Below are 23,217 nucleotides of genomic sequence, written 5' to 3' on the forward strand. Positions count from 1 at the left end.
CAACGGGACCGTCGCACAGGAGGGGCCATGTCGCTTCCGGAGATCGCCTCGCGTGAGGAGTGGCGCAGGGCGCGTCAGGAACTGCTGGTCAAGGAGAAGGCGGCCACACGCGCGCGGGACGCGCTCAACGCCGAGCGGCGGCGGCTGCCGATGGTGGAGGTCGACACGGAGTACGTGTTCGAAGGAGGCGACGGAAAAGCCACCCTGCTCGACCTCTTCGAGGGGCGGCACCAGCTGGTCGTCCACCACTTCATGTTCGCGCCCGAGGGGGAGACCGGCTGCCCCGGCTGCTCGGCGTTCCTCGACCAGGTCGGGCAGCTGGCGCATCTGCACGCGCGCGGGACGACGTTCGCGGCCGTCTCCAGGGCGCCGTACACCAGGATTCTGCCGTTCAAGGCGCGGATGGGCTGGACGCTGCCCTGGTACTCGTCGTACGGCGACGACTTCAACCGCGACTTCGAGGCGACCCTGGAGCAGGAGGGGCAACTCGTCGAGCGGCCGGGCGTGAGCTGCTTCCTGCGGGAGAGGGACCGGGTGTTCCACACCTACTCGACGTACGGGCGCGGGCTGGACGGGCTCGGCTCGACCACCAGCTTCCTGGACCTCACAGCGCTGGGCCGGCAGGAGGAGTGGGAGGGACCCAAGGGGCGCGCGTCGGCCTTCGGCGCGCCCGCGGGCAGTGAGCGGATCCGTTATCACGACGAGTACGAGGAGTGAAGCGGAGGGTAACGGTAAACGCGGAGACGATCAGAGGCTCCTCACTTTTGACGGTGAACGAGTGTCAACTACGTCTCAGTCGCGTCACTTGGCGAGGCGATTTTCCTTCGGAAGGCGTTAACTCCTACAAGTACGACGCTTTTCTGGAGGTGCAGGATGGTGAACGGGCGAATGGTGCTCGAACGCTTTCCCGCGGGCGGGCCGCGAGGGTCGTGGCCCGCGGAGGAGTTCGCGCAGGCGCGCCGGTCGGAGGGCCTGCCCGCCGAGGTCGTGATGGACCTCGCGACGGACACGTTCCTGGTGATCGTCCGGGGTGGCGACGGCACGGAGTGAGCAGGGTCAGCCCGCCTTCGGCGCGGGCGCCCGCATCACGAACTGCTGCGCCTGCAGCCCGTACAGCTCCGCGTAGACGCCGCCCTTGGCGAGCAGTTCCTCCGGAGGTCCCGATTCCACGAGCTTCCCCTCGTCCAGGACGTGCACCAGGTCCGCATGGCGTACGGACGCCAGCCGATGGGTGATGAGTACGACCGTCTGGCCGGTCCCGGCCAGAGCACGGATCTTGTCGAAGACCTCCAGCTCGGCCCGGGCGTCCAGGGCGGCCGTCGGCTCGTCCACGATCAGGATGCCGCCCCGCCGGTACGCCGCCCGGGCGATGCCGAGCCGCTGCCACTGCCCGCCGGACAGCTCGTGCCCGCCGCTGAAGTTGCGGGCCAGCAGCGTGTCCAGACCGCGCGGCAGATCCGCGACCACGTCCTCGGCGCCCGCCTCGGCGATCGCCGCCGTCAGCCGATCCTCGGCCACCGGCACCGAGGGACGGCCCACGGCGATGTTCACCCGGGCGGTGAACGGCCACCGCTTGAAGTCCTGCGCCACCATCGCGATCCGCTCGGCCAGCAGATGCCGGTCCGCGGTCGCCGCGTCGACGCCGTCCCACAGGATCCGGCCCCGGTCCGGCTTGTACAGCCCGGCGAGCAGCTTGACCAGGGTGGTCTTGCCGGAGCCGTTCTCGCCGACCAGCGCGATGATCCGGCCGATCGGCAGCGTCAGGGAGACGTCGTCGAGCGCGGGGCGGGTGGCGTCACCCGGGTAGCTGAACGTGACGTTCTCGAAGCGGATCTCGCGCGGATTCTCCGGCAGGGCCGCGCCGCCGACCGGAATCGCACGTTCGGCGGCCTCGACGTAGAGACGCTCCAGATCGCCGACGAACAAGGCCTCCTCATGCAGCTGGTTGATCTCCAGAACGAGCGTCTCCAGGCTCGCGGAGCCGGTCCGGATCGCGATCACGGCCGTGCCCGCCACCGCCAGCGACATCGTCCCCGAGAGCAGCAGACCGCCCAGCGTGGCGTACGTCGACACCGTCGCGAGGCCCGTCCAGGCCGCCGCGATCAGGCCGGTCCGCGCCGCGAGCCGCGCCAGCCGGGCCTGCTCCGCCTCCGCCGCCTCCGACATCGCGCGGAAGTGCCGCAGCAGGAACGGGCCCACGCCGTGCAAGCGGATCTCCGGCGCCGCCCCCGGCTCCGTCAGCAGGGAGCTGATCAGGTGGCCCGCGCGCGCGTGCTGCACCCAGGTGTGGAACGACGCGTAGTGGCGCCGGGCGTTCGTCAGCGCGCTCCACGCACTGGGCAGCGTCATCGTCACCAGCATCGGCAGCAGCAGCGGATGCAGCACCGTGAGCACGCCGGCCGCCGCGACCAGCGAGATCATGGCGTTCACCACCCGTGTGCCGTACATGATCATCCGGCGGGCCGAGGAGGCGCCGTACTGCGCGGTGTCCAGCAGTTTGTGGAAGGCGTGGTCCTCGATCGCCGCGAGCTCGACGGCAGCGGCCCGCTCCAGGTACAGCTCGGTCGCGACGCGCTCCACCTTCGGCTCCAGCCGGCCGGTGGCGTACGTCGACGCCGCCCGCAGCAGCGCGCCGAGCAGCAGGACGACGGCGATGGCGACCAGCGCGGGGACGGCGCCGCGCAGCCGGTCCTCGATCGGGCCGGCGCCCATCAGCCGACTCAGCACGCTGTTCACCGCGAACAGGCTCACCGCCTGTGCCACGCCCCGGCCCGCCTCGGCCGCCAGCACCATCCGCGCGGCAGCGCGGTCGGCGTGCCGGGCCAGCCGCAGGCTGGAGGCGAGCAGGGCGGGCATCCGCGTGATCATGGCCCGGAAGGTGAGCTCCAGGAAGGCGTCCGAGTGCTGGTTCCAGCCCATGTCGTAGCGCAGCGGTCCGCCGAAGAGCAGCCGCTCCGACTCGGACACCTCCGGCTCGCCCGAGCCACCCTTCGTCCCCACCGTCTGCCTCCCCCGAACCCGCGCGAAGGCCACTATCGCGGGACGGCCGGTGACTGGGCAGGGCGCGGGGTGGGGGTGGCTTGCGCCGGGTGTGTTCGCGGGGTGATGCGCTGGGGGGTGGGGGCTTGCGCCGGGTGTGCGCGCTGGAGGATGGGGTTTGCGCCGGGTGTGCGCGCCGGGCGGTGGGGCTTGGGCGGCCTGTACGGCCGTAGCGCAGGAGCCTTCCCGCTGCGGAGCCGTGCCGCGGAGTCGGACCGCGGAGTCGTGCCGCGGAGTCGGACCGCGGAGTCGGACCGCGGAGTCGGACCGCGGAGCCCTACGCGGTGACCGGCCGTGACCAGCTCGGCGTTGTGCCCATGAGGCGGCACAGGGCCAGGTAGAGCGGGATCGGTGGGGTGTAGGGGAGGGTGCCGTCGGGGCGGTGGATGAGGCGGGGGGCCTCGGGGACGACCGCGCCGGTGGCGTAGCGCGCGGGCGCGGGCCACTCCAGTGCGTAGTCCGAGTCGGACGGGACCAGCCACCACCAGTGCGCGTCGTCGGCGTACACGCACCCCACGCGCGGGAGGCGGGGCAGCACGAGCGGACCGAAGCGGGCGGGTACCTGCACCGCGTCGCAGCCCAGCGGGGCCGTCATACCGTCGGGCACGGACAGCCGCAGCGGCGGTACGTCCGCCCTGCGCAGCCCGCGGCTGAGGCGAACGAGCGTGTCGAGGGCGAGGACCTGTCCGCCACCGGAGGCAGCCGTCACACCCATTCGGTCCCCGTCCCACCGCGCGTCGGGCGGCACGCGCGCGCGTGCGCCTCGTCGTCGTCCTCGTCCGAGCCGTCGGACGGACCCGGCTTGGGGCGGGCACCCCAGCCGAGGTCGCCGCGGGGCGCATCGGCCTGGCGCGGCAGCTCGGCCCAGACCAGCAGGCCGGGGCCGTGCTCCTGGGCGCCCCAGGCGTGCGACAGCGCGTCGACGAGGAGCAGTCCCCTCCCGTGCTCCTCCTCGGGCCTGCTCGGGGACGGGTGCGGATCACCCGCGGCGCACCCCTGGTCACGCACGGCTATGCGCACCACGTCGTCGCCGTCGTGCAGCTCGCAGACGACGACATCGCTCCCGGTGTGCAGGATCGCGTTGGTGACCAGCTCCGACACCACCAGTGCGGCCGTGTCGCAGGTGTCCTCGCACACCGCCCAGCCGTTCAGCCGGGTCCGCGTCAGGCGTCTGGCCTGCGCGGGAGAACCCGGGTGTGCGGCCAGTTCGAAGCGGAACCGGCGCTCGGCGGGGGACCCCGAGGGGCCGACTGCCGCTGCTGCACCGAGGCCGGACCGGCCTGTGGCGGCGTCTGTTCCTAAGGGCGCGGACGGAATCACGCTTGCCACTATCGCCCTGCCGCGAACAACTTGGCAAGTGTCACTCTGAAAATTGCAGAGTGCTGTGTGACGCGGTGAAGGGTCGTGGCACACTGCTCGCAACAGCATGTGATGCGGCGCCAGTTGAGATCCCCGGAGGTCGGCACCGGCCTTCGAATGGGTCTTCGAATGGCGCCGCTGGGCTGTCAGCATTCGGTGAGTGGGTGAGTGGAGGTGGAGTGTGAGCGAGCCGCGGTCGGCACCGACGGTCGGCCAGGTCGTCCTCGGTCGGCGCCTGCTCGACCTGCGTGAACGCGCCGGCCTCAAACGGGAGGAAGCCGCCCGTGTCCTGCGCGTCGCCCCCGCCACCATCCGCCGTATGGAGACGGCGGAGGTCGCCCTCAAGATCCCGTACGTCCAACTGCTCCTGAAGGCCTACGGCGTCCCCGACGACGAGGCCGACGCCTTCGTCCAACTGGCCGAGGAGGCCAACAAACCCGGCTGGTGGCAGCGGTTCCACGACATCCTGCCCGGCTGGTTCTCGATGTACGTCAGCCTGGAGGGTGCCGCCTCCCTCATCCGCAGCTACGAACCCCACTTCGTGCCCGGACTCCTGCAGACCGAGGACTACGCGCGCGGTGTCCTGACATCGGGCGCCGTCGGCCAGGCCCGGCCCGAGGACATCGAGCGACACGTCGCCCTGCGTATGCGACGCCAGGAACTGCTCATCCGTCAGGACGCACCCAGGGTGTGGGCCGTGATGGACGAGACCGTGCTGCGCCGCCCGGTCGGCGGCCCGGAGGTGATGCGTGCCCAGATCGAAAGACTGCTCGACGCCACGAAGCTGCCCCATGTGACGTTGCAGGTCGTCCCGTTCGCCACGGGGCCGCACCCCGGCACGTACGGGCCCTTCGTGCTGTTCCGATTCGCCGTGCCCGAGCTTCCGGACATGGTCTACAGCGAGTACCTGACCGGCGCCGTCTACCTGGACGCGCGCGCAGAGGTGGCGACTCACCTCGAGGTCATGGACCGCATGGCGGCGCAGGCCGCTACGGCACATCGCACGAAGGAGATCCTTGAGGATCTCCGCAAGGAGCTGTGAATGGATCGCATCACGTCCCAGCCCAGGCCGCGGGTCCGCGCCGAGCGGATCTACAACGGCATGCCCGCCCGGGAGCTGGGCAGCGAGGGCTGGCACAAGCCGTGGAGCGGCGGCAACGGGGGCAACTGCCTGGAGGCGATGAAGCTCGCCGACGGCCGTATCGCCGTGCGGCAGTCCACCGACCCGGACGGGCCGGCGCTGATCTACACCTCCGACGAGATGACGGCGTTCATCGAGGGTGCGAAGGCGGGGGAAGCGGACTTCCTGTTGTCCTGACCGATGTTGACTCGTTGACGTACTCTTCGTGCTCTGTCTTTGTGGCTCAACTTCCTTACTTTGGTGTTGACTTGATCGTCCATCGCATCGCATGTCCCATCGCATGTCCCATCGCTTATCGCATCCGACGCTTACGGAGTGCCTCATGACCGGGATCGACACCAGCAAGCCCCATCCGGCGCGGATGTACGACTGGTATCTCGGCGGCAAGGACAACTACCCCGTCGACGAGGAGATGGGCCGGCAGATGCTGGCCCTGGACCCGCGCGTGCCGGTGATGGCGCGGGTCAACCGCGCGTTCATGCACCGGGCCACGCGCTGGCTGGCCGACAACGGCGTACGGCAGTTCCTGGACATCGGCACGGGCATCCCCACCGAGCCCAACCTCCACCAGGTCGCGCAGGCCGTCGCGCCGGACGCGCGCGTGGTCTACTGCGACAACGACCCGATCGTGCTGGCCCACGCGGCGGCCCTGCTGCGCGGCACACCCGAGGGCGTGACCGAGTACCTCCAGGCCGACGTGCGTGAACCGGCCACCATCATCGACGGGGCCAGGAAGGTCCTGGACCTCAGTCGGCCCGTGGCGCTCTCCCTCGTCGCGCTGCTGCACTTCGTCGCCGACGAGAACGGCGCGCACGAGCTGGTCGCCGAGCTGTTGTCCGAACTCCCGTCCGGCAGCTACCTGATGATGACCCACGCCACCGCCGACTTCACGCCGGAGGAGTCGGCGGCGGCCACCGAGAAGCTCAGGGCGGCGGGCGTCACGCTGGCGTTGCGCTCGCGGGACGAGTTCGCCCGGTTCTTCGACGGGCTCGAACTGGTCGAGCCGGGCGTCGTGGTGGTGCCCGAGTGGCATCCGGAGCTGGGGGAGCCGGTGCCGGGGCAGGACGACGGGGTGATTCCGGGGTACGGGGCGGTGGGGCGGAAGGCGTAGCGGCTGTGTGGCGCGGGGCGGTGGGGTAGCGGCTGCGTGGTCGGGGGGCGGTAGGGGTAGCGGCTGTGTGGCGCGGTGGGTGATAGGCGGTAGGCGTAGCGGCTGGGTGGCTCGGTCGTGCGGTGCGTAAGCGTTTACGTCCACGGCGTTCACGGGGGCGGCAGTACGCCGCACAGTGCGTCCAGTGCCGCCCCGTACGCGTGTTCCGAGGGGGTCGCGTAGCCGACGACCAGGCCGTCCCGCGCGGTCATGTCCGTCTGCGGGTGCCGGAACGGGGCGAGGCCGTCGAGGGCGACGCCCTGCCAGGCGGCGGCCTTGACCGTGGAGCGCTCGGTGCCGGGCGGCAACCGCAGCACCGCGTGCAGGCCCGCCGCGACGCCGGTCACCTCGATGTGCGGGGCGTGCTCGGCGAGCGTGGCGACGAGGCGGTCCCGGCGGCTGCGGTACCGCTGCCGCATACGCCGCACATGACGGTCGTACGACCCCTTGGCGACGAAGTCGGCGAGGCTGAGCTGGTCCAGGACGCTCGCCCAGCCCTCGCGCTCGCCCTTCGCCGCGAGGGCGCCGTCGACATACCGCTCCGGCAGGACCATCCACCCCAGCCGCAGGGCCGGTGACAGGCTCTTGCTGACCGAGCCGATGTGGATCACCCGCTCGGGGTCGAGGCCCTGGACGGCGCCGACGGGTTTGCGGTCGTAGCGGAACTCCCCGTCGTAGTCGTCCTCCAGGATCACACCCCCACGCGCGCGTGCCCAGTCGATGACGGCGGCGCGGCGCGTGGCGTGCAGCGGGCCGCCGGTCGGGAACTGGTGGGCGGGTGTGAGCAGGACGGCCCGTTCGCGCGTGAGCCGGTCGACGCGGGCGCCGTCCTCGTCCAGGGGGAGCGGGACCGTCCGTACACCAGCCGCTGCCAGCAACTCACGGTGGAAGCCGAGCCCGTACGCCTCCACCGCCAGCGGACCGCGCAGGACGCCGCCCCCGCCTTGTCCGAACAGCAGCCGCAGGGCGTGTGCGAAGCCGGAGCAGACCACGATCCGGCCCGGCTCGGTGCGGACGCCACGCGCGCGTGCCAGGTACTCGGTGAGCGCCTCGCGCAGTTCCCGGCGGCCCGCGGGGTCGCCCGGGCCGAACACCTCGTTGGGCGCCTGCTGGAGCGCCCGCCGGTAGGAGGCGAGCCAGGCCGCGCGCGGGAACGCGGAGGCGTCCGGGGTGCCCTGCCGGAGGTCGTGCCGTGGGCCACGCGCGCGTGCGGGCGTCTTCTTCGCGACGCGGGTGCTGCCCTTGAGGGGCTCGGCGCGGTCGGCGACGCGGGTGCCGGAGCCCTGACGGGCGGTCAGCCAGCCCTCCGCGACGAGTTCCGCGTAGGCGTCGGCGACCGTGTTGCGGGCGACACCGAGGTCGGCGGCGAGCGAGCGGTACGGGGGCAGGCGGGTGCCGGGGGCGAGGCGGCCGCTGCGTACGGCGTCCCGCAGCGCCCGGATGAGGGCGGCGCGACGGCCGCCCGGGCCGGTCAGCTCCAAGTGCAGGTCGGCGCCGATGCGCTGGGCGGGATTGACCCACGTTTCTGCCATGGAAATGCACCCTACAGCCGGTCTTTGCGGGCCGTAGGTTGAGGGACATGACGAACACGATGAACGCGACGAACGCGACGAACACGATGAACGCGACGAACGCGACGAAAATGACGAACGCCTCCCTCGCTCCCGCCATCGCCGCCGCCGAGGCCGAGCGGACCCGGCTCGACTTCGCCCAGTCCGCCCCGAAGGCCTTCCGTGCCCTGATCGGTCTCGACGCGGCGGCTTGTGAGGGCCTCGACCCGGCTCTCGTCGAGCTCGTCCAGATCCGCGCCTCGCACCTCAACCGCTGCGCGTACTGCCTGCACATGCACACCAACGACGCCCGCAAGGCCGGTGAGAGCGAGGACCGCCTGCACATGGTCGCCGTGTGGCGCGAGGCCCGTCACTTCTTCACCCCCAAGGAACAGGCCGCCCTGGCCCTCACCGAGGCCCTCACCCTGGTCGCCGACGCCGGCGTCCCCGACGACGTCTACACCGAGGCCACGGCCCACTTCGGGGACCAGGAACTGGCCCAGGTCATCGCCTTGATCTGCACGATCAACACGTGGAACCGGGTGGCGCTGTCGACGGGGAAGGTGGCGGGGACGGACGAGCGCCGCAGCTGAGCCTGCCCGCAGCAGGGGGCGCGTTCCGCCTGCCTGGCTGCCACGGCGCGGGTGGCTTCGGCGACCGCACCATCCGGCGACGGTTGGCTTCGGCGACCGCACCATCCGGCGGCGCGGCCCTCGCACCGGTGGCCGTGGGGCGGTGGGCGGCCGCAGAACAGCACAGCGACCCCGCGGGTTCGGCACCGCCGAACGGGGTGGGGCGGGCCCGATGGCCCGCGGTGCCGAACCTGCCGGGCCGCCGGTCGCCCCCTCACACCGCCATCGGCCGGTCGTACGGCCCAATAGGCGCCGGTAGTTCTGAACTCCCCATCAGGTGGCGGTCGACCGCCGCCGCCACCGCCCGCCCCTCCGCGATCGCCCACACGATGAGCGACTGCCCCCGCGCCGCGTCCCCCGCGGCGAACACGCCGGGGACGTTCGTCGCGAACCCGGCGTCCCGTGCGATCGTGCCGCGCGGCTCCAGCTCCAGCCCCAGCTGGTCGACGAGCCCGTCCTCCCGGTCGGGCCCGGAGAAGCCGAGCGCGAGCAGTACGAGGTCGGCGGGCAGGGTGCGCTCGGTGCCGGATACCGGCCGCCGCTGCGCGTCCACCTCGACCAGGTGCAGCCACCGCACATGCCCCTCCGCGTCCCCCGTGAAGCGGAGCGTCGACGCCGCGAACAACCGCGCGTCCGCGTCCGCCGCCGGCGCGGTCCGCAGATCGCGCGCCTCCTCGTGCGCCGCCGAAAGCCGGTAGATCTTCGGGTACGTCGGCCAGGGCTCCGCGTCCTCGTCCCGCTCGGCCCCCGGCTGCGCGTAGATGTCCAGCTGCGTCACCGACGCCGCACCCTCCCGTACCGCCGTCCCCAGACAGTCCGCCCCCGTGTCACCACCCCCGACGATCACGACATGCTTTCCGGCCGCCGACAGCGGCGAGACCTCCAGATCGCCCTCACACACGCGATTGGCCAGCGGCAGATACTCCATCGCCTGCTGCACACCGGCCAACTCCCGTCCCGGCACAGGAAGTTCACGCCAGGCCGTCGCCCCGGTGGCGATCACCACGGCGTCGTACCGCGACCGCAGCTCCGCCGCCCCGATGTCCCGCCCGACCACCGTCGACGTACGGAACTTGGTCCCCTCGGCACGCATCTGCTCCAGCCGTCGTTCCAGATGGCGCTTCTCCATCTTGAACTCGGGGATCCCGTACCGCATCAGCCCACCGAGCCGGTCGTCCTTCTCGTACACGGCAACGGTGTGCCCCGCCCGCGTCAGCTGCTGTGCCGCCGCCAGCCCCGTGGGCCCCGACCCGATCACCGCGACCGTCCGCCCGCTCAGCCGCTCCGGCGGACTCGGCGGCGCGAAGCCCTCCTCCCAGGCCCGGTCGGCGATCGCGCACTCGACGTTCTTGATGGTGACCGCCGGCTGGTTGATGGCGAGCACGCACCCCGCCTCGCACGGCGCCGGACACAACCGCCCCGTGAACTCGGGGAAGTTGTTCGTGGCGTGCAACCGGTCGCTCGCCGCCCGCCAGTCGTCCCGGGAGACCAGGTCGTTCCACTCCGGGATCAGATTGCCCAGCGGACAGGCATCGTGGCAGAACGGTATGCCGCAGTCCATGCAGCGGTCCGCCTGCTGGTTGATGATGGGGAGCAGCGCCCCCGGGACGTAGACCTCGTTCCAGTCCCGCACCCGCTCCTCGACCGGCCGGCGGGGCCAGTCCTGGCGGGGGGTGGTCATGAAACCCTTGGGATCGGCCATGGCCGGTTTTCCTTGCATGGGGGTACGACGGGCCGTGCGTCATCGGCGGCACCCTTTCGGCCACGATACGTCCCGTCGGCCACCTGTGCAGAGCCCCGCCCGGCGGCTCACGCGAGGGCCAGCACATACGCCACCACCGCGCCGGCCGCGGCGACCGTCCGGACGTGGTTCCACGCCGTCCACTCGCGCACGTATCTCGGCCAGTACGCGGCCGCCTCAGCGGTGCCCGCGTCCACTGTGACCAGCGCGTTGTTGCGCGGCACGTTCGCGAGCACGGTCACCCCGAAGCACCCGAACAGATACAGCGCGCTGCCCACCAGCAGCTCCACCGCCCCCTCGTCCGGCCACAGCACGAACGCCACCACGGCGATCACCGCGCACAGCAGCGTCGACCCCAGGAACACGATCATGAAGGCGGGTCGCAACGCCGTCACATTGATCGCCTTCATCGCGGCGACCCCCTGCGCGGGCGGCAGCGCGGCGAGCGCCTGCATCACGAACGTGGAGAAGGCGCAGAACACCCCGGCCACCAGCCCGGCCCCCACCAGCCCCACGACCGTCAGCACGAAGTACGGCCCGTCGATCACGTCACCCACTCCTCCCACGTCCGGCCGGGCCCCCGCCCGGCACACCGGTCATCCCGGCTCCCACCAGTGAATTCCGGCCCCGCGACCCGGACCATTCTCAACGCCGCAGCCCCATACGCGAGCGTCCGTGCCGGGGCCCCACCCCGGCCATGCCATCCGCCCGCGGCCCCCGTCACCCGACGGAGTCGAGCCGCTCCTCCCGCCACTCCCGCAGCACCGTCTCCACGGCCGCCGCGATCCTCCGCCGCGCCTCATACCGGGGCACCCCGCTCATCAGCAGCTGGTCGTACGGCGTGTCCACATGCCGCACCGCCGCCACCACCGCCGACGCCACCGCCCCCTCCGTCAGCGCCCGCCCGGCCGCCGTTCGCCCCACGCGGCCGCTGCCGCGCAGGGACGCGTACGCCGCGATCGCCCGCGCCCGCTGTAGTGGGCACCCGGGAAACAGCCGCAGGATCTCCGCCGCGAACGCCTCCGCGAACCGCGCGTCCTCCACCGCCCTGCGCTGCGCGTCCCGCGCCCGGCGCCGCCGCCGGGCCTCCGCGTCCGCCAGGCAGCGCTCCTCGGCCCGGGCGAGCCCCGCCTCCTCGACGAGGACGCCCTGCCGCTCGTAGCGGCTCTTGCGCCGGTTGAACCGCACGACGACCACCGACAGCCGACTCTCCTCCCGAGCCCTGCGCGTCAGCGCGGTGTCGCCGCGCGGCAGGAACACCAGATGCCCGAGGTCGGCACAGTCCAGGCACCGCGGCACTCCGTCCTCCATGACAAGCAGCGACAGCGGCCCACGCCGGCACTTGGCACAGCGCTTCTTCTTCAGTGGCTGGATGACGACAGGAGCGCTACGGGAGCCGGTGAGGGGTCTGATCTCGCCCCCGCCGGCGGACGGGGGAGTCACACGCACTGCCATATCCGCTTCATTCCCATGGCGCCACGCCCTCCACGCCCCCGCCCCTCGGCCATGTCCGCCACCACCCCCGCATCCGTAATCATGGTCGTGTGCGACTCGAAGCGATCACCTGGGACCGGCTCGTCGACCGCCTCGCCGAACGCCTGATCGACCTGAAGCCGGCCGACGGCAGCCCCTGGCCACGGGTCGCCTTCGACGGCGCCCCGGCGGCCACCCCGGGAGACCTCGCCGCACGCGTCCACGAGGCCCTGCGCATACGCGGCCGCCCCTCGCTGGTCGTCGGCACCGAAGGCTTCCTGCGCCCGGCCTCCGTCCGTCTGGAGCGCGGGCACCAGGACGTGGACGCCTACTATGACGGCTGGTTCGACACCGGCGCCCTGTGGCGGGAGGTGTTCGGCCCCCTCGAACCCGGCGGTGACGGGCGGGTCCTGCCCGACCTCCTGGACCCGGTCACCGACCGCGCCACCCGCAGCCCTTACGTCCAACTCCCGCCCGGCGGCCTCCTGTTGCTGCACGGCCCCCTCCTCCTGCGCCACTGGTTCCCCTTCGACCTGACCGTTCATCTCCTCCTGTCTCCGGGCGCCCTGCGCCGCCGCACCCCGGAGAGCGAGCACTGGACCCTCCCCGCCTTCGAGCGCTACGAGAACGAGACCGACCCCGGCGGCACCGCCGACGTCCTCGTACGCACCGACGATCCGTGCCGCCCGGCGTGGAGCGGCTGACCGGGGTGGCGATCGAAGCTCCTGCCGAATCCCTGCCCGTTCAGGACGACGAGGTCAGCGTGACCTTCCGCGGGGTGCCGCGGAAGATCGTCGGTTTTCTCGTCCGAGCCCCGCCCCGGGTGCGTGTGCCGGGCGACCCGACGAGAATGAAGGGCGCCGGGACTAGCGGTGCGTCCCGCGCCGCGCCGGCCGTCCGGCACCGGGAGGTACTCCATGACCACTGCCCGAGAGATCATGCACCGGGGCGCCCAGTGGATCCCCGCGCACCAGACCCTGGACCGCGCCGCCCAGCTGATGCGCGAACTCAACGTCGGGGCCCTGCCCATCAGTGACCAGAACGAACGGCTCTGCGGCATCCTCACCGACCGCGACATCGTGGTCGGTTGTGTGGCCATGGGCCACGACCCGTCCAAGGTCACCGCGGGCGAGATGGCCAAGGGCACACCGCGCTGGATCGACGCGAACGCCGATGTCAGCGAGGTGCTCCAGGAGATGGAGGGCCACCAGATCCGCAGGCTGCCCGTGATCGAGAACAAGCGCCTGGTCGGCATGATCAGCGAGGCCGATCTCGCCCAGCACCTGACCGAGGACCAGATCGCCGAGTGGGCGGAGCGGGTCTACGCCAAGAGCGCGAACCGCTGACCGCCGGCCCGCCTCGCCCGCACCGGGCGGTCACAGCCAGCCGTTGCGCCGGAATCCGCGGTACAGGGTCAGGCAGGCCACGGATATGACGCCGATGACCATGCCGTAGCCGTACTTCCAGTGCAGCTCGGGCATGTGGTCGAAGTTCATGCCGTACACCCCGCAGACCATCGTGGGTACGGCGATGATCGCGGCCCATGCCGTGATCTTCCGCATGTCCGCGTTCTGCGCGACCGTGACCTGGGCGAGGTGGGCCTGCAGGATCGAGTTGAGCAACTCGTCGAAGCCTGCGATCTGTTCCGTCGCGCGCATCAAATGGTCGGACACGTCGCGGAAGTAGGCCTGTATCTCCGGCTCCACCACCCGCATCGGCCGGTCTGCGAGATCCAGCAGCGGCCGGTTCAGCGGGACCACGGCCCGCTTCAGCTCCAGGAGTTCGCGCTTGAGCTGGTAGATACGGCCCGGGTCGGCGCGTGCGCCGTTCTCCGCGAAGACGTCCGTCTCGACCTGCTCGATGTCCGCCTGCACCGCGTCGATGACGCTGAGGTAGTCGTCGACGACGTGGTCCGCGACCGCGTGCAGCACCGCGGACGGGCCCTTGGCGAGTTGGTGGGGGTCGGCCTCCAGCTCCTCGCGCAGCGGGCCCAGCGAGCCGTGCCGGCCGTGCCGCACCGTGATGACGAAGTCCTGGCCGACGAACACCATGAGCTCGCCGGTGTTCACCACCTCGCTGGACGCCGTGAATTCCTCGTGTTCGACATAGCAGACCGTCTTGAACACCGCGAACAGCGTCTCGCCGTACCGCTCCACCTTCGGGCGCTGGTGGGCCTCGATCGCGTCCTCGACCGCCAGCGGATGCAGGTCGAAGAGCTCGGCGATCCCCGCGAACTCCTGGTCCGTCGGCTCATGCAGACCCAGCCAGACGAAACCAGCCCCGCTCTTGCGCACCCGCTCGACGGTGTCGACGAGGTCACCGCCGAGGGGGAGCCGGGCACCCTCCTCGTAGGCCACGCAGTTGACCACCGAGGAGCCCAGCGGGGACCGCGCGGGGTGGCTCAGGTCCACCCGTCGGCCCCGCCGGGCCAGCCGCGCCACCTTGCGGAGGCCGCCGACCCTGCCGAGGCCCGTGACCTTCCGCAGATTCCCTGCCATGGACATCTGGATCTCCTTGCGTGGATCCTCTCGCGCCGCAATCCTGCGCCTGTCGCGCCAGTGTGCCAGGAGCGCGTGAGCAGCGGGTAAGCCTGGGGAAACCCCGCGTTCCGCTTGGTTCCCGGCTGTGGACAACGGGAATTGGCCGCGTCGTCGTGGATTCTCGGCGTGCGGAGCATCGAGCAATCCCGGCAAGTCGGGTAAATGGGATGATCGCGGCGTGGCGCTGACCGGCAGCCATCGGCGCGACAGCCGCCGGACCCGGGCGGCTCCTTCCCTGGTGTCCTGGCTCGCAGGGCAGGGCGCCGACCTGCACCCACGGCCGCAGACTGCCGCGGCTGTTCCGTGAGAGCCGCCTGGGGCGCGTCGAGGGCGACGCGTACTTCCCGGCCACGGCACCGGCCTGCGCCGCGCTGGAAGGCGCGACGACCCGTCAGGTACGGACGAACCGGTCGCCCAGGGGTTCGCCGCGACCAAGACGCCGACCGGCACCGGTCGAACATCGCGTCCGGCGCGATGGACCTGGCCGCGGGTCCGATGATCTCGGCGTGCGGGCGCAAGGCGTAGGCCTGGTCGGCCCTCCTTTCCGGGTGTGGCTCATCCGGAGCGCGGGCTCACGGGAGGCCTGCCGCCCACCTGTTCGACCGCTCGCGCCCCTGCCGCGCACCCCTCCGCCGCCGCTGCATCCGGCTCGGCGCCTGCCAGCAGTGCGGCGAGGAACGCCCCGGTGAACGCGTCTCCGGCGCCCGTCGTGTCCCGGGGCGTCGCCGGTACGGCGGGGACGCGGGCGCGTACGGTGCCCGACCGAGCCACCAGCGCACCGTCCGCGCCCTGCTTGGCCACGACCAGAGGGACATGGCGGCTCAGCTTCGCCGCCGCGTCGGCCCCGTCCGGCAACCCGGTGAGCAGGCGGGCCTCGTCCCGGCTGGGCAGCAGCACCGCCACGCCGTCGACGGCCGTGAGGAAACGGTCCACTCCCAGCTCCACCAGGAACCCGGCCGACGCCGGGTCCAGGCTCACCGGCACCCCACGCGCGCGTGCCGTCGCCAGTGCCGCCGCCACCAGCGCCCGGCCCGGTGCGGAGAAGAGCAGGTAGCCGGACAGATGCAGCCACGCCACGCCGTCGAGCAGCGCGTCCGACCAGTCACCGGGATCGAGCCGCAACGAGGCGCCACTGTCGGTGAGGAACGTCCGCTCGGCCGCGGCACCCGTGTCCACCAGGCAGATCACCGTCCCGGTCGGCGCCCGCGGGTCGACCACCAGCTGGGCACGCACCCCCGCCGCGGCCAGCGCCCGCTCGTGCCACGCCACCGCGTCCGAGCCCACCCGGCCGAGCAGCCGTACGTCCGCGCAGCCCCAATGGGCGGCCCAGCAGGCCACGTTGGCGCCCGCGCCACCGGGCAGCGTCCTGATCACGGCGGGCGTGTCGGTGCCCCCCGCGAGTGGCCCGCGGTGCCGGGCGACGACGTCCGTCACGACATCCCCGACGACCAGCAGGGCGCCGCTCGAAGAGCCGTGCCCCGGCCCGCTCACGCCTCGGCCCAGGCCGCCGCGATCCGCGCCGCCAGCCGCACGTTGCCGCGCACCGCCGCCAGGTTGGCGCTCAGCGAGGCACCCTCGGTGTGCCGTACCAGATAGTCGAGCAGGAACGGCGTGACGGCCTGGCCGGTGATGCCCTCCGCCTCGCACGCGTGCAGCGCGTCGGCCAGCACGCGCGCGTGCAGCTCGGGATCCAGTTGCTCCGCCTCCGGCACCGGGTTGGCCACGACCAGTGCCGACTCCGGCCCGCCGAGCGCGTCCCGGGCCCGCATGACGTCGGCCACCTGCCGCGGGCTGTCCAGGGTCCAGTCCACGGGATGCCCGGAGTCCGAGAGGTAGAAGCCGGGGAAGCGGTCCGTGCCGTATCCGGCCACCGCCACGCCCAGCGTCTCCAGCCGCTGCAACGTCGCCGGTACGTCCAGGATCGACTTCACGCCCGCGCACACCACCGTGATCCGCGTGCGCGCCAGCAGACCCAGGTCGGCCGACTCGTCCTGCGTCACCGTCCACTGCCGGTGCACCCCGCCGAGTCCCCCCGTCGCGAACACCCGTACGCCCGCCAGCGCCGCCAGCAGCGCGGTCGCGGACACCGTGGTCGCCCCGCTCGCCCCGGCGGCCACCGCGAGCGGCAGATCACGGTGGCCCAGCTTGCGGATCCCGTCCTCGTTCGCGATCCGCTCCAGCTGCTCCTTGTCCAGGCCGACCCGGGGCTGCCCGTCCAGCACGGCGATCGTGGCCGGTACCGCGCCCTGCCGCCGTACCGCCTCCTCCAGCTCCAGCGCCACCCGCAGATTGCGTGGACGCGGCAGCCCGTGCGCGATGATCGTGGACTCCAGGGCCACCACGGGCCGGCGCGCGTGGACCGCCTCCCGCACCTCTTCGGACACCACCAGCGTCACGCGCCTGCCTCCTGTCTTCCGGTCTTCCCTCATCTCTGGCGGGCGGCGTGCCCCGTCAAACACTTGCGGCACGTGCGGCACGACACCAGCCTGGGGGCATGACGGACAACACGACACGTCTCGACCACATCGTCCTCTGGGTACGGGACCCGGTCGCCGCCGCCGACTTCTACGAGAAGGCGGTCGGCCTGGAGCCGGTCAGGCTCACCGAGTTCGCCGCGGGACAGGTGCCCTTCCCCTCGGTACGCGTCAACGACGACACGATCATCGACCTGATGCCGCTCACCGCGGCGGAGCGGATGACGATGCTCCCCGGTGCGGCGGACAGCTCCGGGCACCCCGTCAACCACGTCTGCCTCGCTCTGCCCGAGGACGACTTCGACACCCTGCGCGACCGACTCCAGGAACGCTCGGTCCCCATGACGGACATCGGCCACGACTCCTTCGGCGCCCGCGGCAACGCCCGGCGCAACTTCTACTTCCGTGACCCGGACGGCAACCTCTTCGAGGCACGCCACTACGCCTGAGGGAGGCACGCCAACCACGCCAGAGACGCACGCGCCGGGGCCCGCACGGTGGGCCCCCTCCGGTCTCAGAACAGCGGCTCGGGCAGCACGCCCTCCAGCGCCAGCAGCTTCCGCTTGGTGTCCAGACCGCCGCCGAAGCCGCCGATGCCGCCGTCGCTCTCCACGACCCGGTGGCAGGGCACGACCACGGGCAGCGGGTTGGCGCCCATCGCCGCGCCCACCGCCTGGGCCGCGCCCGGCTGACCGACCCGGCCGGCCAGATCGCCGTACCCGACGACCGTGCCGTACGGCACGCCGGACGCCAGCTCGCGCAGGACCTCACGGTTGAAGCCGGAGATCAGCGACCAGTCCAGCGGCAACTCGAAGTCGCGGCGCTCACCCGCGAAATAGGCCCGGACCTGACGTATCGCCTCGGCCAGCAGCGGGGAGCCGGGTGCCTCGACCGGCTCGGCGCCCAGCCGGGACGCCAGCCGGCCGAGCGCCTTGTCGCGCACCGGGTCCGTGGCGTGGAACACGACGTTGACCAGGCCCGCGCCGGTCGCGGCCAGCAGCAGCGGACCGATGTCGCTGGCGACGACGGTCCACACGGCCTGCTGCTCGTACTGCCCATGGCTGTCCATGCGGCCACCGTACGACCCGCCACTGACATTGATACTCGTAGCGGCTTCCGGCGGTCGTGGCTCTGCCACTGACTGACGCCCTGCTGGGCTGTCTTCGCGTTGTTCTGTCCGACCGCCGGAGCTGGTTCTCATGGCTCCGGCCGGGCGGAGCCATGACCTGATAGGAGTTGGTCAGAAGCCCCTTCAATGTCCTGTCTGAGCCACCCGGTCGACGCCACCTCCAGCTAGGAAGGCGTTCACCAGCATGGCAGCACAGGCCCCGGAAGACACCACGGGCACTGGCCAGAAGGTGTCCACAGGTGTCGACTCCCACACCGACACCCTTCATGTCGCGGTCATCAGCGACAACGGCGGCCACCTCGCCGACGCCGAGTCCGCCACCACCTCCGCCGGATACGCCGCCGCGCTGGCCTTCGTCGACGCCCACGGGCACGTGAGGGCGACCGGTGTGGAGGGCACATCCTCCTACGGGGCAGGCTTCACTCGTGCCGCCCGCTCGCACGGGCACCGGGTCACCGAGGTCAACCGGCCGGATCGGGCCGAACGCCGCCGCATCGGCAAGTCCGACCCCATCGACGCCTACGCCGCAGCCCGCGCCGCCCTGTCCGGGCGGGCCTCCAGCGCGCCGAAGGACGACACCGTCACCGGCATACGCGCCCTGCACAACGCCGCCCGCTCCACGGTGAAGACCCGGACCGCCGCGCTCAACCAGATCGGCAGCATCCTCGTCTGTGCCCCCGAGGCCATCCACGCCAAGTACGGTCCGCTGAAATCGACGGACCGTGCAGATGCCCTTGCCCGTCTGCGGCCGGCCGCAGACGCCGTCCACACGGCAGTCCTGACCGCGCTGAAGACCCTTGCCCGGCGCGTCAGAGAGCTGACCGCCGGGCATGAAGCCCTCAAGGCCCTGGACACCGCGGTCACCGCCGACAACCCCGGCCTACGAGCCGCTCACGGAGTCGGCCCGACACCGCCGCACAACTGCTGATCACGGCAGGCGGCAACCCCGACCGCATGCGGACCGAGGCATCCTTCGCCACACTGTGCGGAGCTGCCCCGGTGCCGGCTTCCAGCGGGAGAACCAGCCGCCACCGCCTCTCCCGGGGCGGCGACCGGGCCGCCAACGCCGCCCTCTACCGCATCGCCCTGGTCCGCATGGGCAGCGATCCCCGCACGCGCGGGTACGCCGCACGCCAGACCGCCGCCGGACGCACGAAGTAAGGAGATCGTCCGGCTGCTGAAACGAGCCATCGCCCGTGAGGTCTTCCGCTGCCTGACCACCACGGTCCACGTTCCTGAGATCGCCGACCTGCGTCCCCTGCGGCTGTCCAAGAACATCACCCTCACCGCCGCCGCACGACACCTCGGCGTCTGGCCGACCAGAATCTCCGACATCGAACGCGGAACCCGCCGACTCGACGACCTCGCCCACGCCTACCGCAACTGGCTCCAAACTGCTTGACCAGCAATAGGAGCATCAACGCCCCTCCGAACCGGCGCCGGAACGTCACTGCCCGCCCAGCGCGTCCCGGACGGCATCGGGCTTGTTGGTGATGACGCCGTCGACGCCGTACCCGGCGACCTTGCGGGCGGTGGCCGCGTCGTCGACGGTCCGGGTGAAGACCTCCAGCGGCCTGCCGTGCGCACCGATGACCCCGCGCGGGCGTCGGCACGCACCTGCTCCACGGTGTTCTCGGCCCCGGCGTCGGAGGGGGACAGGATGGACACAGATCGAATGGAGTTGCCCGAGACCGCTCACGGGTGCGGCACAACTGGGGCAGAGGCGTGTTTCTTTGCCGGAAAGTCGTTCGACCATCCGGTGCGAGTCATACTCTCTGCCTCAACCCTGACCGCTCGGGCGGTCCTGGGAGGGGAGCATTTCACGGAATTCCGGGACGGAATGGGGCGGAAGGGCAGCCGCGCATGCAGGGCACGGTCGATGGATTCAGTTACGGCCTCGTCACACCGCTGGTGGCCTATGCCATGGCCTGCCTCGGCGGTGCCCTCGGCCTGCGCTGCACCACCAGATCCCTGCTCGTGGCCGGCTCCTGGCGCCCCGGCTGGCTCGCCCTGGGCTCCATGGCGATCGGCTCCGGCATCTGGACCATGCACTTCGTCGCGATGATGGGGTTCACGGTCCACGAGGCCCCGATCCACTACGACAAGCCCATGACGTACGCCAGTCTGGGCGTCGCCATCCTGATGGTGGGCATCGGGATCTTCATCGTCGGCTACCGCGGCGCGTCCGGCACGGCCCTGTTCACCGGCGGCACCATCACCGGCCTCGGCATCGCGTCCATGCACTACCTGGGCATGGCCGGCATACGGCTGAACGGAAAGCTGGAGTACAACACACTCACCGTCGCCGCCTCCGTCCTCATAGCCATGGTCGCCGCCACCGCCGCCCTGTGGGCGGCCGGACAGGTCAGAGGGTTCCTGTGGAGCGTGGGCGCCAGCCTCGTCATGGGACTCGCGGTCAGCGGCATGCACTACACGGGCATGGCCGCCCTCCGCGTCCACCTGCACAGCACCGCCGACCCCGCCACGGGCGACTCGCCCGCCGCGCTGCTCGCCCCCATGCTGATCGGCCCGCTCGCCTTGCTGCTCCTCGCGGCCGTCGTCGTCCTGTTCGACCCGCTGATGGTCATGGGCAGGCCCGCCCACCCCCGCCCCGAGCCCAAACCCGGCGTCCCCGCCCACGCGCCGCTGCCGCATCCCACCCGCCGACTCGCGCTCCGCACCCGTCGGCACCCGGCCCGCAGTGGCTACCGCACCCCGCAGAACCGCTGATCGGAGCCCGTTGTCAGTGCGGGGTCGTACGGTGGATTCCATGCGGCCCGTTTCCAACATCGAACGCACGGTGGCGCCCTTCGAGGTCGTCAGCCCCTACCAGCCGAGCGGCGACCAGCCGACGGCCATCGCCGATCTCGCCCGGCGCATCGAAGCCGGCGAGAAGGACGTCGTGCTCCTCGGCGCGACCGGCACCGGCAAGTCCGCCACCACCGCGTGGATGATCGAGAAGCTCCAGCGCCCCACCCTGGTGATGGCGCCGAACAAGACGCTGGCCGCCCAGCTGGCGAACGAGTTCCGCGAGCTGCTGCCGAACAACGCGGTCGAGTACTTCGTCTCGTACTACGACTACTACCAGCCCGAGGCCTACGTGCCGCAGTCGGACACCTACATCGAGAAGGACTCCTCGATCAACGAGGAGGTCGAGCGCCTGCGCCACTCGGCGACCAACTCGCTGCTCACCCGCCGCGACGTCGTCGTGGTCGCCTCGGTGTCCTGCATCTACGGCCTCGGTACGCCGCAGGAGTACGTCGACCGCATGGTCCCGCTCCGCGTCGGCGACGAGATCGACCGCGACCAGCTGCTGCGCCGCTTCGTCGACATTCAGTACACGCGCAACGACATGGCCTTCACCCGGGGCACCTTCCGGGTCCGCGGCGACACCATCGAGATCTTCCCGGTCTACGAGGAGCTGGCCGTCCGCATCGAGATGTTCGGTGACGAGATCGAGGCGCTGTCCACCCTGCACCCGATCACCGGCGAGATCGTCAGCGACGACCAGCAGCTGTACGTCTTCCCGGCCTCCCACTACGTCGCGGGCCCCGAGCGCATGGAGCGGGCCATCAACGACATCGAGAAGGAGCTCGGGGAGCGGCTCGCCGAGCTGGAGAAACAGGGCAAGCTCCTGGAGGCCCAGCGACTGCGGATGCGGACGACGTACGACATCGAGATGCTCCGCCAGATCGGCACCTGCTCCGGCGTGGAGAACTACTCGATGCACTTCGACGGCCGCCTGCCCGGCTCCCCGCCGAACACGCTGCTGGACTACTTCCCCGAGGACTTCCTCCTCGTCATCGACGAGTCGCACGTCACCGTGCCGCAGATCGGCGCCATGTACGAGGGCGACGCCTCCCGCAAGCGCACGCTCGTGGAGCACGGGTTCCGGCTGCCCTCGGCCCTCGACAACCGCCCGCTGAAGTGGGAGGAGTTCCAGGAGCGCATCGGCCAGAGCGTCTACCTGTCGGCCACCCCGGGCCAGTACGAGCTGTCCCGCTCCGACGGCGTCGTCGAGCAGATCATCCGGCCCACCGGCCTGGTCGACCCGGAGGTCGTGGTCAAGCCCACCGAGGGCCAGATCGACGACCTGGTGCACGAGATCCGCACACGCGTGGAGAAGGACGAGCGCGTCCTGGTCACCACGCTGACCAAGAAGATGGCCGAGGACCTCACCGACTACTTCCTGGAGCTCGGCATCCAGGTCCGCTATCTGCACAGCGACGTCGACACGCTGCGCCGCGTCGAGCTGCTGCGGGAACTGCGCTCCGGCGAGTTCGACGTCCTGGTCGGCATCAACCTCCTCAGGGAGGGCCTCGACCTGCCCGAAGTCTCCCTGGTGGCGATCCTCGACGCCGACAAGGAGGGCTTCCTGCGCTCCGGCACCTCGCTGATCCAGACCATCGGCCGCGCGGCGCGCAACGTCTCCGGCCAGGTCCACATGTACGCCGACAAGATCACCCCGGCGATGGAGAAGGCCATCGAGGAGACCAACCGCCGCCGGGAGAAGCAGATCGCGTACAACACGGCGAACGGCGTCGACCCCCAGCCACTGCGCAAGAAGATCAACGACATCGTCGCGCAGATCGCGCGCGAGGACGTCGACACCGAGCAGCTGCTCGGCACGGGCTATCGCCAGTCCCGCAAGGACGGCCGCGGGACGAGGGCCCCCGTGCCCTCCCTGAAGGATCACGCGGTCAAGGACGTGAAGCCCACCAAGCGCGCCAAGGCCAAGGCCAAGGAGACCGTGCCGACCGACCGCCCGGCCGCGGAACTCGCCGGGCAGATCGAGGAGCTGACGGAGCGTATGCGCGCCGCCGCCGCGGACCTGCAGTTCGAGATCGCGGCACGGCTGCGCGACGAGGTGTCCGAGATGAAGAAGGAACTGCGCCAGATGAAGGAGGCAGGCCTGGCCTGATGGATCGGCGGGACCGCTGTGACCTCGCCGCGAATGCGCTGTGTTGCAAGACCGACACAAAGTGCGGA

24 protein-coding genes and 2 pseudogenes are annotated in these 23,217 nt (G+C 71.4%); 14 read left to right on the top strand and 12 right to left on the bottom strand.

Annotated features, from left to right (window positions below; genetic code table 11):
• Positions 1–27: 27 nt before the first annotated feature.
• Entirely contained in the window at positions 28–717 is a 690-nt protein-coding gene (locus tag KWI83_RS04890; RefSeq protein WP_218513015.1) for a DUF899 domain-containing protein, read from the top strand.
• A 156-nt stretch (positions 718–873) separates the two neighbouring features.
• Entirely contained in the window at positions 874–1,050 is a 177-nt protein-coding gene (locus tag KWI83_RS04895; RefSeq protein WP_171109073.1) for a hypothetical protein, read from the top strand.
• A gap of 6 nt (positions 1,051–1,056) precedes the next feature.
• Here the strand turns inward: KWI83_RS04895 and KWI83_RS04900 are convergent, their stop codons facing one another.
• From KWI83_RS04900 to KWI83_RS04910, 3 genes are all read right to left on the bottom strand, one after another.
• Positions 1,057–2,919 carry an ABC transporter ATP-binding protein gene (locus KWI83_RS04900; protein ID WP_256361841.1) on the bottom strand — a complete coding sequence of 621 codons (1,863 nt, stop codon included), beginning with the start codon at positions 2,917–2,919 and terminating at the stop codon, positions 1,057–1,059.
• Positions 2,920–3,316: 397 nt separating this feature from the next.
• A complete protein-coding gene (locus KWI83_RS04905) occupies positions 3,317–3,754 on the bottom strand; it encodes a hypothetical protein (protein WP_218513017.1) in 438 nt (145 codons plus the stop codon).
• Positions 3,745–4,368: an ATP-binding protein gene (locus KWI83_RS04910; RefSeq protein ID WP_218513018.1), complete on the bottom strand. Its 624-nt coding sequence runs from the start codon at positions 4,366–4,368 to the stop codon at positions 3,745–3,747. Before KWI83_RS04910 ends, KWI83_RS04905 begins: the two co-directional genes overlap by 10 nt.
• A gap of 211 nt (positions 4,369–4,579) precedes the next feature.
• Here KWI83_RS04910 and KWI83_RS04915 point away from each other — a divergent pair, with 211 nt between their 5' ends.
• The 3 genes from KWI83_RS04915 to KWI83_RS04925 all read left to right on the top strand — a co-directional run bounded on the left by KWI83_RS04915 (position 4,580) and on the right by KWI83_RS04925 (position 6,650).
• Positions 4,580–5,440, top strand: a complete 861-nt coding sequence (locus KWI83_RS04915; protein WP_218513019.1) for a helix-turn-helix transcriptional regulator — start codon at positions 4,580–4,582, stop codon at positions 5,438–5,440.
• On the top strand, positions 5,441–5,716 hold the full coding sequence (locus KWI83_RS04920; RefSeq protein ID WP_218513020.1) for a DUF397 domain-containing protein: 276 nt from the start codon (positions 5,441–5,443) through the stop codon (positions 5,714–5,716).
• 145 nt (positions 5,717–5,861) lie between these two features.
• Positions 5,862–6,650 carry an SAM-dependent methyltransferase gene (locus KWI83_RS04925; protein ID WP_218513021.1) on the top strand — a complete coding sequence of 263 codons (789 nt, stop codon included), beginning with the start codon at positions 5,862–5,864 and terminating at the stop codon, positions 6,648–6,650.
• A 149-nt stretch (positions 6,651–6,799) separates the two neighbouring features.
• Here the strand turns inward: KWI83_RS04925 and KWI83_RS04930 are convergent, their stop codons facing one another.
• Positions 6,800–8,221 (bottom strand): PLP-dependent aminotransferase family protein, encoded by a 1,422-nt coding sequence (locus KWI83_RS04930; RefSeq protein WP_218513022.1) that lies wholly within the window; start codon positions 8,219–8,221, stop codon positions 6,800–6,802.
• 110 nt (positions 8,222–8,331) lie between these two features.
• On the opposite strand from KWI83_RS04930, the gene KWI83_RS04935 reads away from it, so the two are divergent.
• Positions 8,332–8,832: a carboxymuconolactone decarboxylase family protein gene (locus KWI83_RS04935; protein ID WP_256361844.1), complete on the top strand. Its 501-nt coding sequence runs from the start codon at positions 8,332–8,334 to the stop codon at positions 8,830–8,832.
• Between the two features lie 253 nt (positions 8,833–9,085).
• Here the strand turns inward: KWI83_RS04935 and KWI83_RS04940 are convergent, their stop codons facing one another.
• The 3 genes from KWI83_RS04940 to KWI83_RS04950 form a co-directional block, all read right to left on the bottom strand.
• Entirely contained in the window at positions 9,086–10,573 is a 1,488-nt protein-coding gene (locus KWI83_RS04940; RefSeq protein ID WP_218513023.1) for a glutamate synthase subunit beta, read from the bottom strand.
• A gap of 107 nt (positions 10,574–10,680) precedes the next feature.
• On the bottom strand, positions 10,681–11,160 hold the full coding sequence (locus KWI83_RS04945) for an anthrone oxygenase family protein (RefSeq protein WP_218513024.1): 480 nt from the start codon (positions 11,158–11,160) through the stop codon (positions 10,681–10,683).
• A 172-nt stretch (positions 11,161–11,332) separates the two neighbouring features.
• A complete protein-coding gene (locus tag KWI83_RS04950; protein WP_218513025.1) occupies positions 11,333–12,067 on the bottom strand; it encodes a DUF2293 domain-containing protein in 735 nt (244 codons plus the stop codon).
• An 89-nt stretch (positions 12,068–12,156) separates the two neighbouring features.
• Between KWI83_RS04950 and KWI83_RS04955 the strand changes: the two genes are divergently transcribed.
• Both KWI83_RS04955 and KWI83_RS04960 read left to right on the top strand, forming a co-directional pair.
• Positions 12,157–12,789, top strand: coding sequence for a uridine kinase (locus tag KWI83_RS04955; protein WP_218513026.1), 633 nt, complete (start codon positions 12,157–12,159; stop codon positions 12,787–12,789).
• Between the two features lie 213 nt (positions 12,790–13,002).
• The gene (locus KWI83_RS04960) at positions 13,003–13,431 is read left to right on the top strand and encodes a CBS domain-containing protein (protein WP_218513027.1); all 429 of its coding nucleotides are present in this window, start codon (positions 13,003–13,005) and stop codon (positions 13,429–13,431) included.
• 30 nt (positions 13,432–13,461) lie between these two features.
• Here KWI83_RS04960 and KWI83_RS04965 read toward each other — a convergent pair whose 3' ends face one another.
• Positions 13,462–14,589, bottom strand: a complete 1,128-nt coding sequence (locus KWI83_RS04965) for a magnesium and cobalt transport protein CorA (protein WP_218513028.1) — start codon at positions 14,587–14,589, stop codon at positions 13,462–13,464.
• A gap of 283 nt (positions 14,590–14,872) precedes the next feature.
• Between KWI83_RS04965 and KWI83_RS40200 the strand changes: the two are divergent.
• Positions 14,873–15,150: pseudogene (locus tag KWI83_RS40200) on the top strand (SAM-dependent methyltransferase); the annotation flags it as partial.
• 30 nt (positions 15,151–15,180) lie between these two features.
• On the opposite strand, the gene KWI83_RS04970 reads toward KWI83_RS40200, so the two are convergent.
• Both KWI83_RS04970 and KWI83_RS04975 read right to left on the bottom strand, forming a co-directional pair.
• Positions 15,181–16,116, bottom strand: a complete 936-nt coding sequence (locus KWI83_RS04970; protein WP_218513029.1) for a PfkB family carbohydrate kinase — start codon at positions 16,114–16,116, stop codon at positions 15,181–15,183.
• On the bottom strand, positions 16,113–17,021 hold the full coding sequence (locus tag KWI83_RS04975; RefSeq protein WP_218513030.1) for a pseudouridine-5'-phosphate glycosidase: 909 nt from the start codon (positions 17,019–17,021) through the stop codon (positions 16,113–16,115). Before KWI83_RS04975 ends, KWI83_RS04970 begins: the two co-directional genes overlap by 4 nt.
• A 98-nt stretch (positions 17,022–17,119) precedes the next feature.
• Here KWI83_RS04975 and KWI83_RS04980 point away from each other — a divergent pair, with 98 nt between their 5' ends.
• Complete coding sequence (locus KWI83_RS04980) at positions 17,120–17,548, top strand: VOC family protein (RefSeq protein ID WP_218513031.1); 429 nt, start codon at positions 17,120–17,122, stop codon at positions 17,546–17,548.
• A 65-nt stretch (positions 17,549–17,613) separates the two neighbouring features.
• Here KWI83_RS04980 and KWI83_RS04985 read toward each other — a convergent pair whose 3' ends face one another.
• Positions 17,614–18,168 (bottom strand): methylated-DNA--[protein]-cysteine S-methyltransferase, encoded by a 555-nt coding sequence (locus tag KWI83_RS04985; RefSeq protein WP_218513032.1) that lies wholly within the window; start codon positions 18,166–18,168, stop codon positions 17,614–17,616.
• A gap of 244 nt (positions 18,169–18,412) precedes the next feature.
• Between KWI83_RS04985 and KWI83_RS04990 the strand changes: the two genes are divergently transcribed.
• Positions 18,413–19,156: a transposase gene (locus KWI83_RS04990; protein ID WP_256361761.1), complete on the top strand. Its 744-nt coding sequence runs from the start codon at positions 18,413–18,415 to the stop codon at positions 19,154–19,156.
• 26 nt (positions 19,157–19,182) lie between these two features.
• Positions 19,183–19,389 (top strand): IS110 family transposase, encoded by a 207-nt coding sequence (locus tag KWI83_RS38125; protein WP_256361762.1) that lies wholly within the window; start codon positions 19,183–19,185, stop codon positions 19,387–19,389.
• Between the two features lie 286 nt (positions 19,390–19,675).
• On the opposite strand, the pseudogene KWI83_RS04995 reads toward KWI83_RS38125, so the two are convergent.
• Positions 19,676–19,816 (bottom strand): annotated as a pseudogene (locus KWI83_RS04995) (glycerophosphodiester phosphodiesterase); the annotation flags it as partial.
• 275 nt (positions 19,817–20,091) lie between these two features.
• Between KWI83_RS04995 and KWI83_RS05000 the strand changes: the two are divergent.
• Complete coding sequence (locus KWI83_RS05000) at positions 20,092–20,958, top strand: MHYT domain-containing protein (RefSeq protein WP_218513033.1); 867 nt, start codon at positions 20,092–20,094, stop codon at positions 20,956–20,958.
• A 40-nt stretch (positions 20,959–20,998) separates the two neighbouring features.
• Positions 20,999–23,149 carry an excinuclease ABC subunit UvrB gene (gene uvrB, locus KWI83_RS05005; RefSeq protein WP_218513034.1) on the top strand — a complete coding sequence of 717 codons (2,151 nt, stop codon included), beginning with the start codon at positions 20,999–21,001 and terminating at the stop codon, positions 23,147–23,149.
• The last annotated feature ends 68 nt before the right edge of the window (positions 23,150–23,217 follow it).

This window comes from Streptomyces sp. TRM70350, assembly GCF_019219825.1.
Classification (GTDB): Bacteria; Actinomycetota; Actinomycetes; order Streptomycetales; family Streptomycetaceae; genus Streptomyces.

What these genes read in the sequence shown, in the direction of transcription:
- KWI83_RS04980 (WP_218513031.1), top strand. Translation starts at nt 17,120, where the DNA reads ATGACGGACAACACGACACGTCTCGACCACATCGTCCTCTGGGTACGG.
- KWI83_RS04895 (WP_171109073.1), top strand. Translation starts at nt 874, where the DNA reads ATGGTGAACGGGCGAATGGTGCTCGAACGCTTTCCCGCGGGCGGGCCG.
- uvrB (WP_218513034.1), top strand. Translation starts at nt 20,999, where the DNA reads ATGCGGCCCGTTTCCAACATCGAACGCACGGTGGCGCCCTTCGAGGTC.
- KWI83_RS04925 (WP_218513021.1), top strand. Translation starts at nt 5,862, where the DNA reads ATGACCGGGATCGACACCAGCAAGCCCCATCCGGCGCGGATGTACGAC.
- KWI83_RS04905 (WP_218513017.1), bottom strand. Translation starts at nt 3,754, where the DNA reads ATGGGTGTGACGGCTGCCTCCGGTGGCGGACAGGTCCTCGCCCTCGAC.
- KWI83_RS04930 (WP_218513022.1), bottom strand. Translation starts at nt 8,221, where the DNA reads ATGGCAGAAACGTGGGTCAATCCCGCCCAGCGCATCGGCGCCGACCTG.
- KWI83_RS04920 (WP_218513020.1), top strand. Translation starts at nt 5,441, where the DNA reads ATGGATCGCATCACGTCCCAGCCCAGGCCGCGGGTCCGCGCCGAGCGG.
- KWI83_RS04940 (WP_218513023.1), bottom strand. Translation starts at nt 10,573, where the DNA reads ATGGCCGATCCCAAGGGTTTCATGACCACCCCCCGCCAGGACTGGCCC.
- KWI83_RS04985 (WP_218513032.1), bottom strand. Translation starts at nt 18,168, where the DNA reads ATGGACAGCCATGGGCAGTACGAGCAGCAGGCCGTGTGGACCGTCGTC.
- KWI83_RS04890 (WP_218513015.1), top strand. Translation starts at nt 28, where the DNA reads ATGTCGCTTCCGGAGATCGCCTCGCGTGAGGAGTGGCGCAGGGCGCGT.
- KWI83_RS04960 (WP_218513027.1), top strand. Translation starts at nt 13,003, where the DNA reads ATGACCACTGCCCGAGAGATCATGCACCGGGGCGCCCAGTGGATCCCC.
- KWI83_RS04990 (WP_256361761.1), top strand. Translation starts at nt 18,413, where the DNA reads ATGGCAGCACAGGCCCCGGAAGACACCACGGGCACTGGCCAGAAGGTG.
- KWI83_RS04935 (WP_256361844.1), top strand. Translation starts at nt 8,332, where the DNA reads ATGACGAACGCCTCCCTCGCTCCCGCCATCGCCGCCGCCGAGGCCGAG.
- KWI83_RS05000 (WP_218513033.1), top strand. Translation starts at nt 20,092, where the DNA reads ATGCAGGGCACGGTCGATGGATTCAGTTACGGCCTCGTCACACCGCTG.
- KWI83_RS38125 (WP_256361762.1), top strand. Translation starts at nt 19,183, where the DNA reads ATGCGGACCGAGGCATCCTTCGCCACACTGTGCGGAGCTGCCCCGGTG.
- KWI83_RS04965 (WP_218513028.1), bottom strand. Translation starts at nt 14,589, where the DNA reads ATGTCCATGGCAGGGAATCTGCGGAAGGTCACGGGCCTCGGCAGGGTC.
- KWI83_RS04950 (WP_218513025.1), bottom strand. Translation starts at nt 12,067, where the DNA reads ATGGCAGTGCGTGTGACTCCCCCGTCCGCCGGCGGGGGCGAGATCAGA.
- KWI83_RS04900 (WP_256361841.1), bottom strand. Translation starts at nt 2,919, where the DNA reads ATGGGCTGGAACCAGCACTCGGACGCCTTCCTGGAGCTCACCTTCCGG.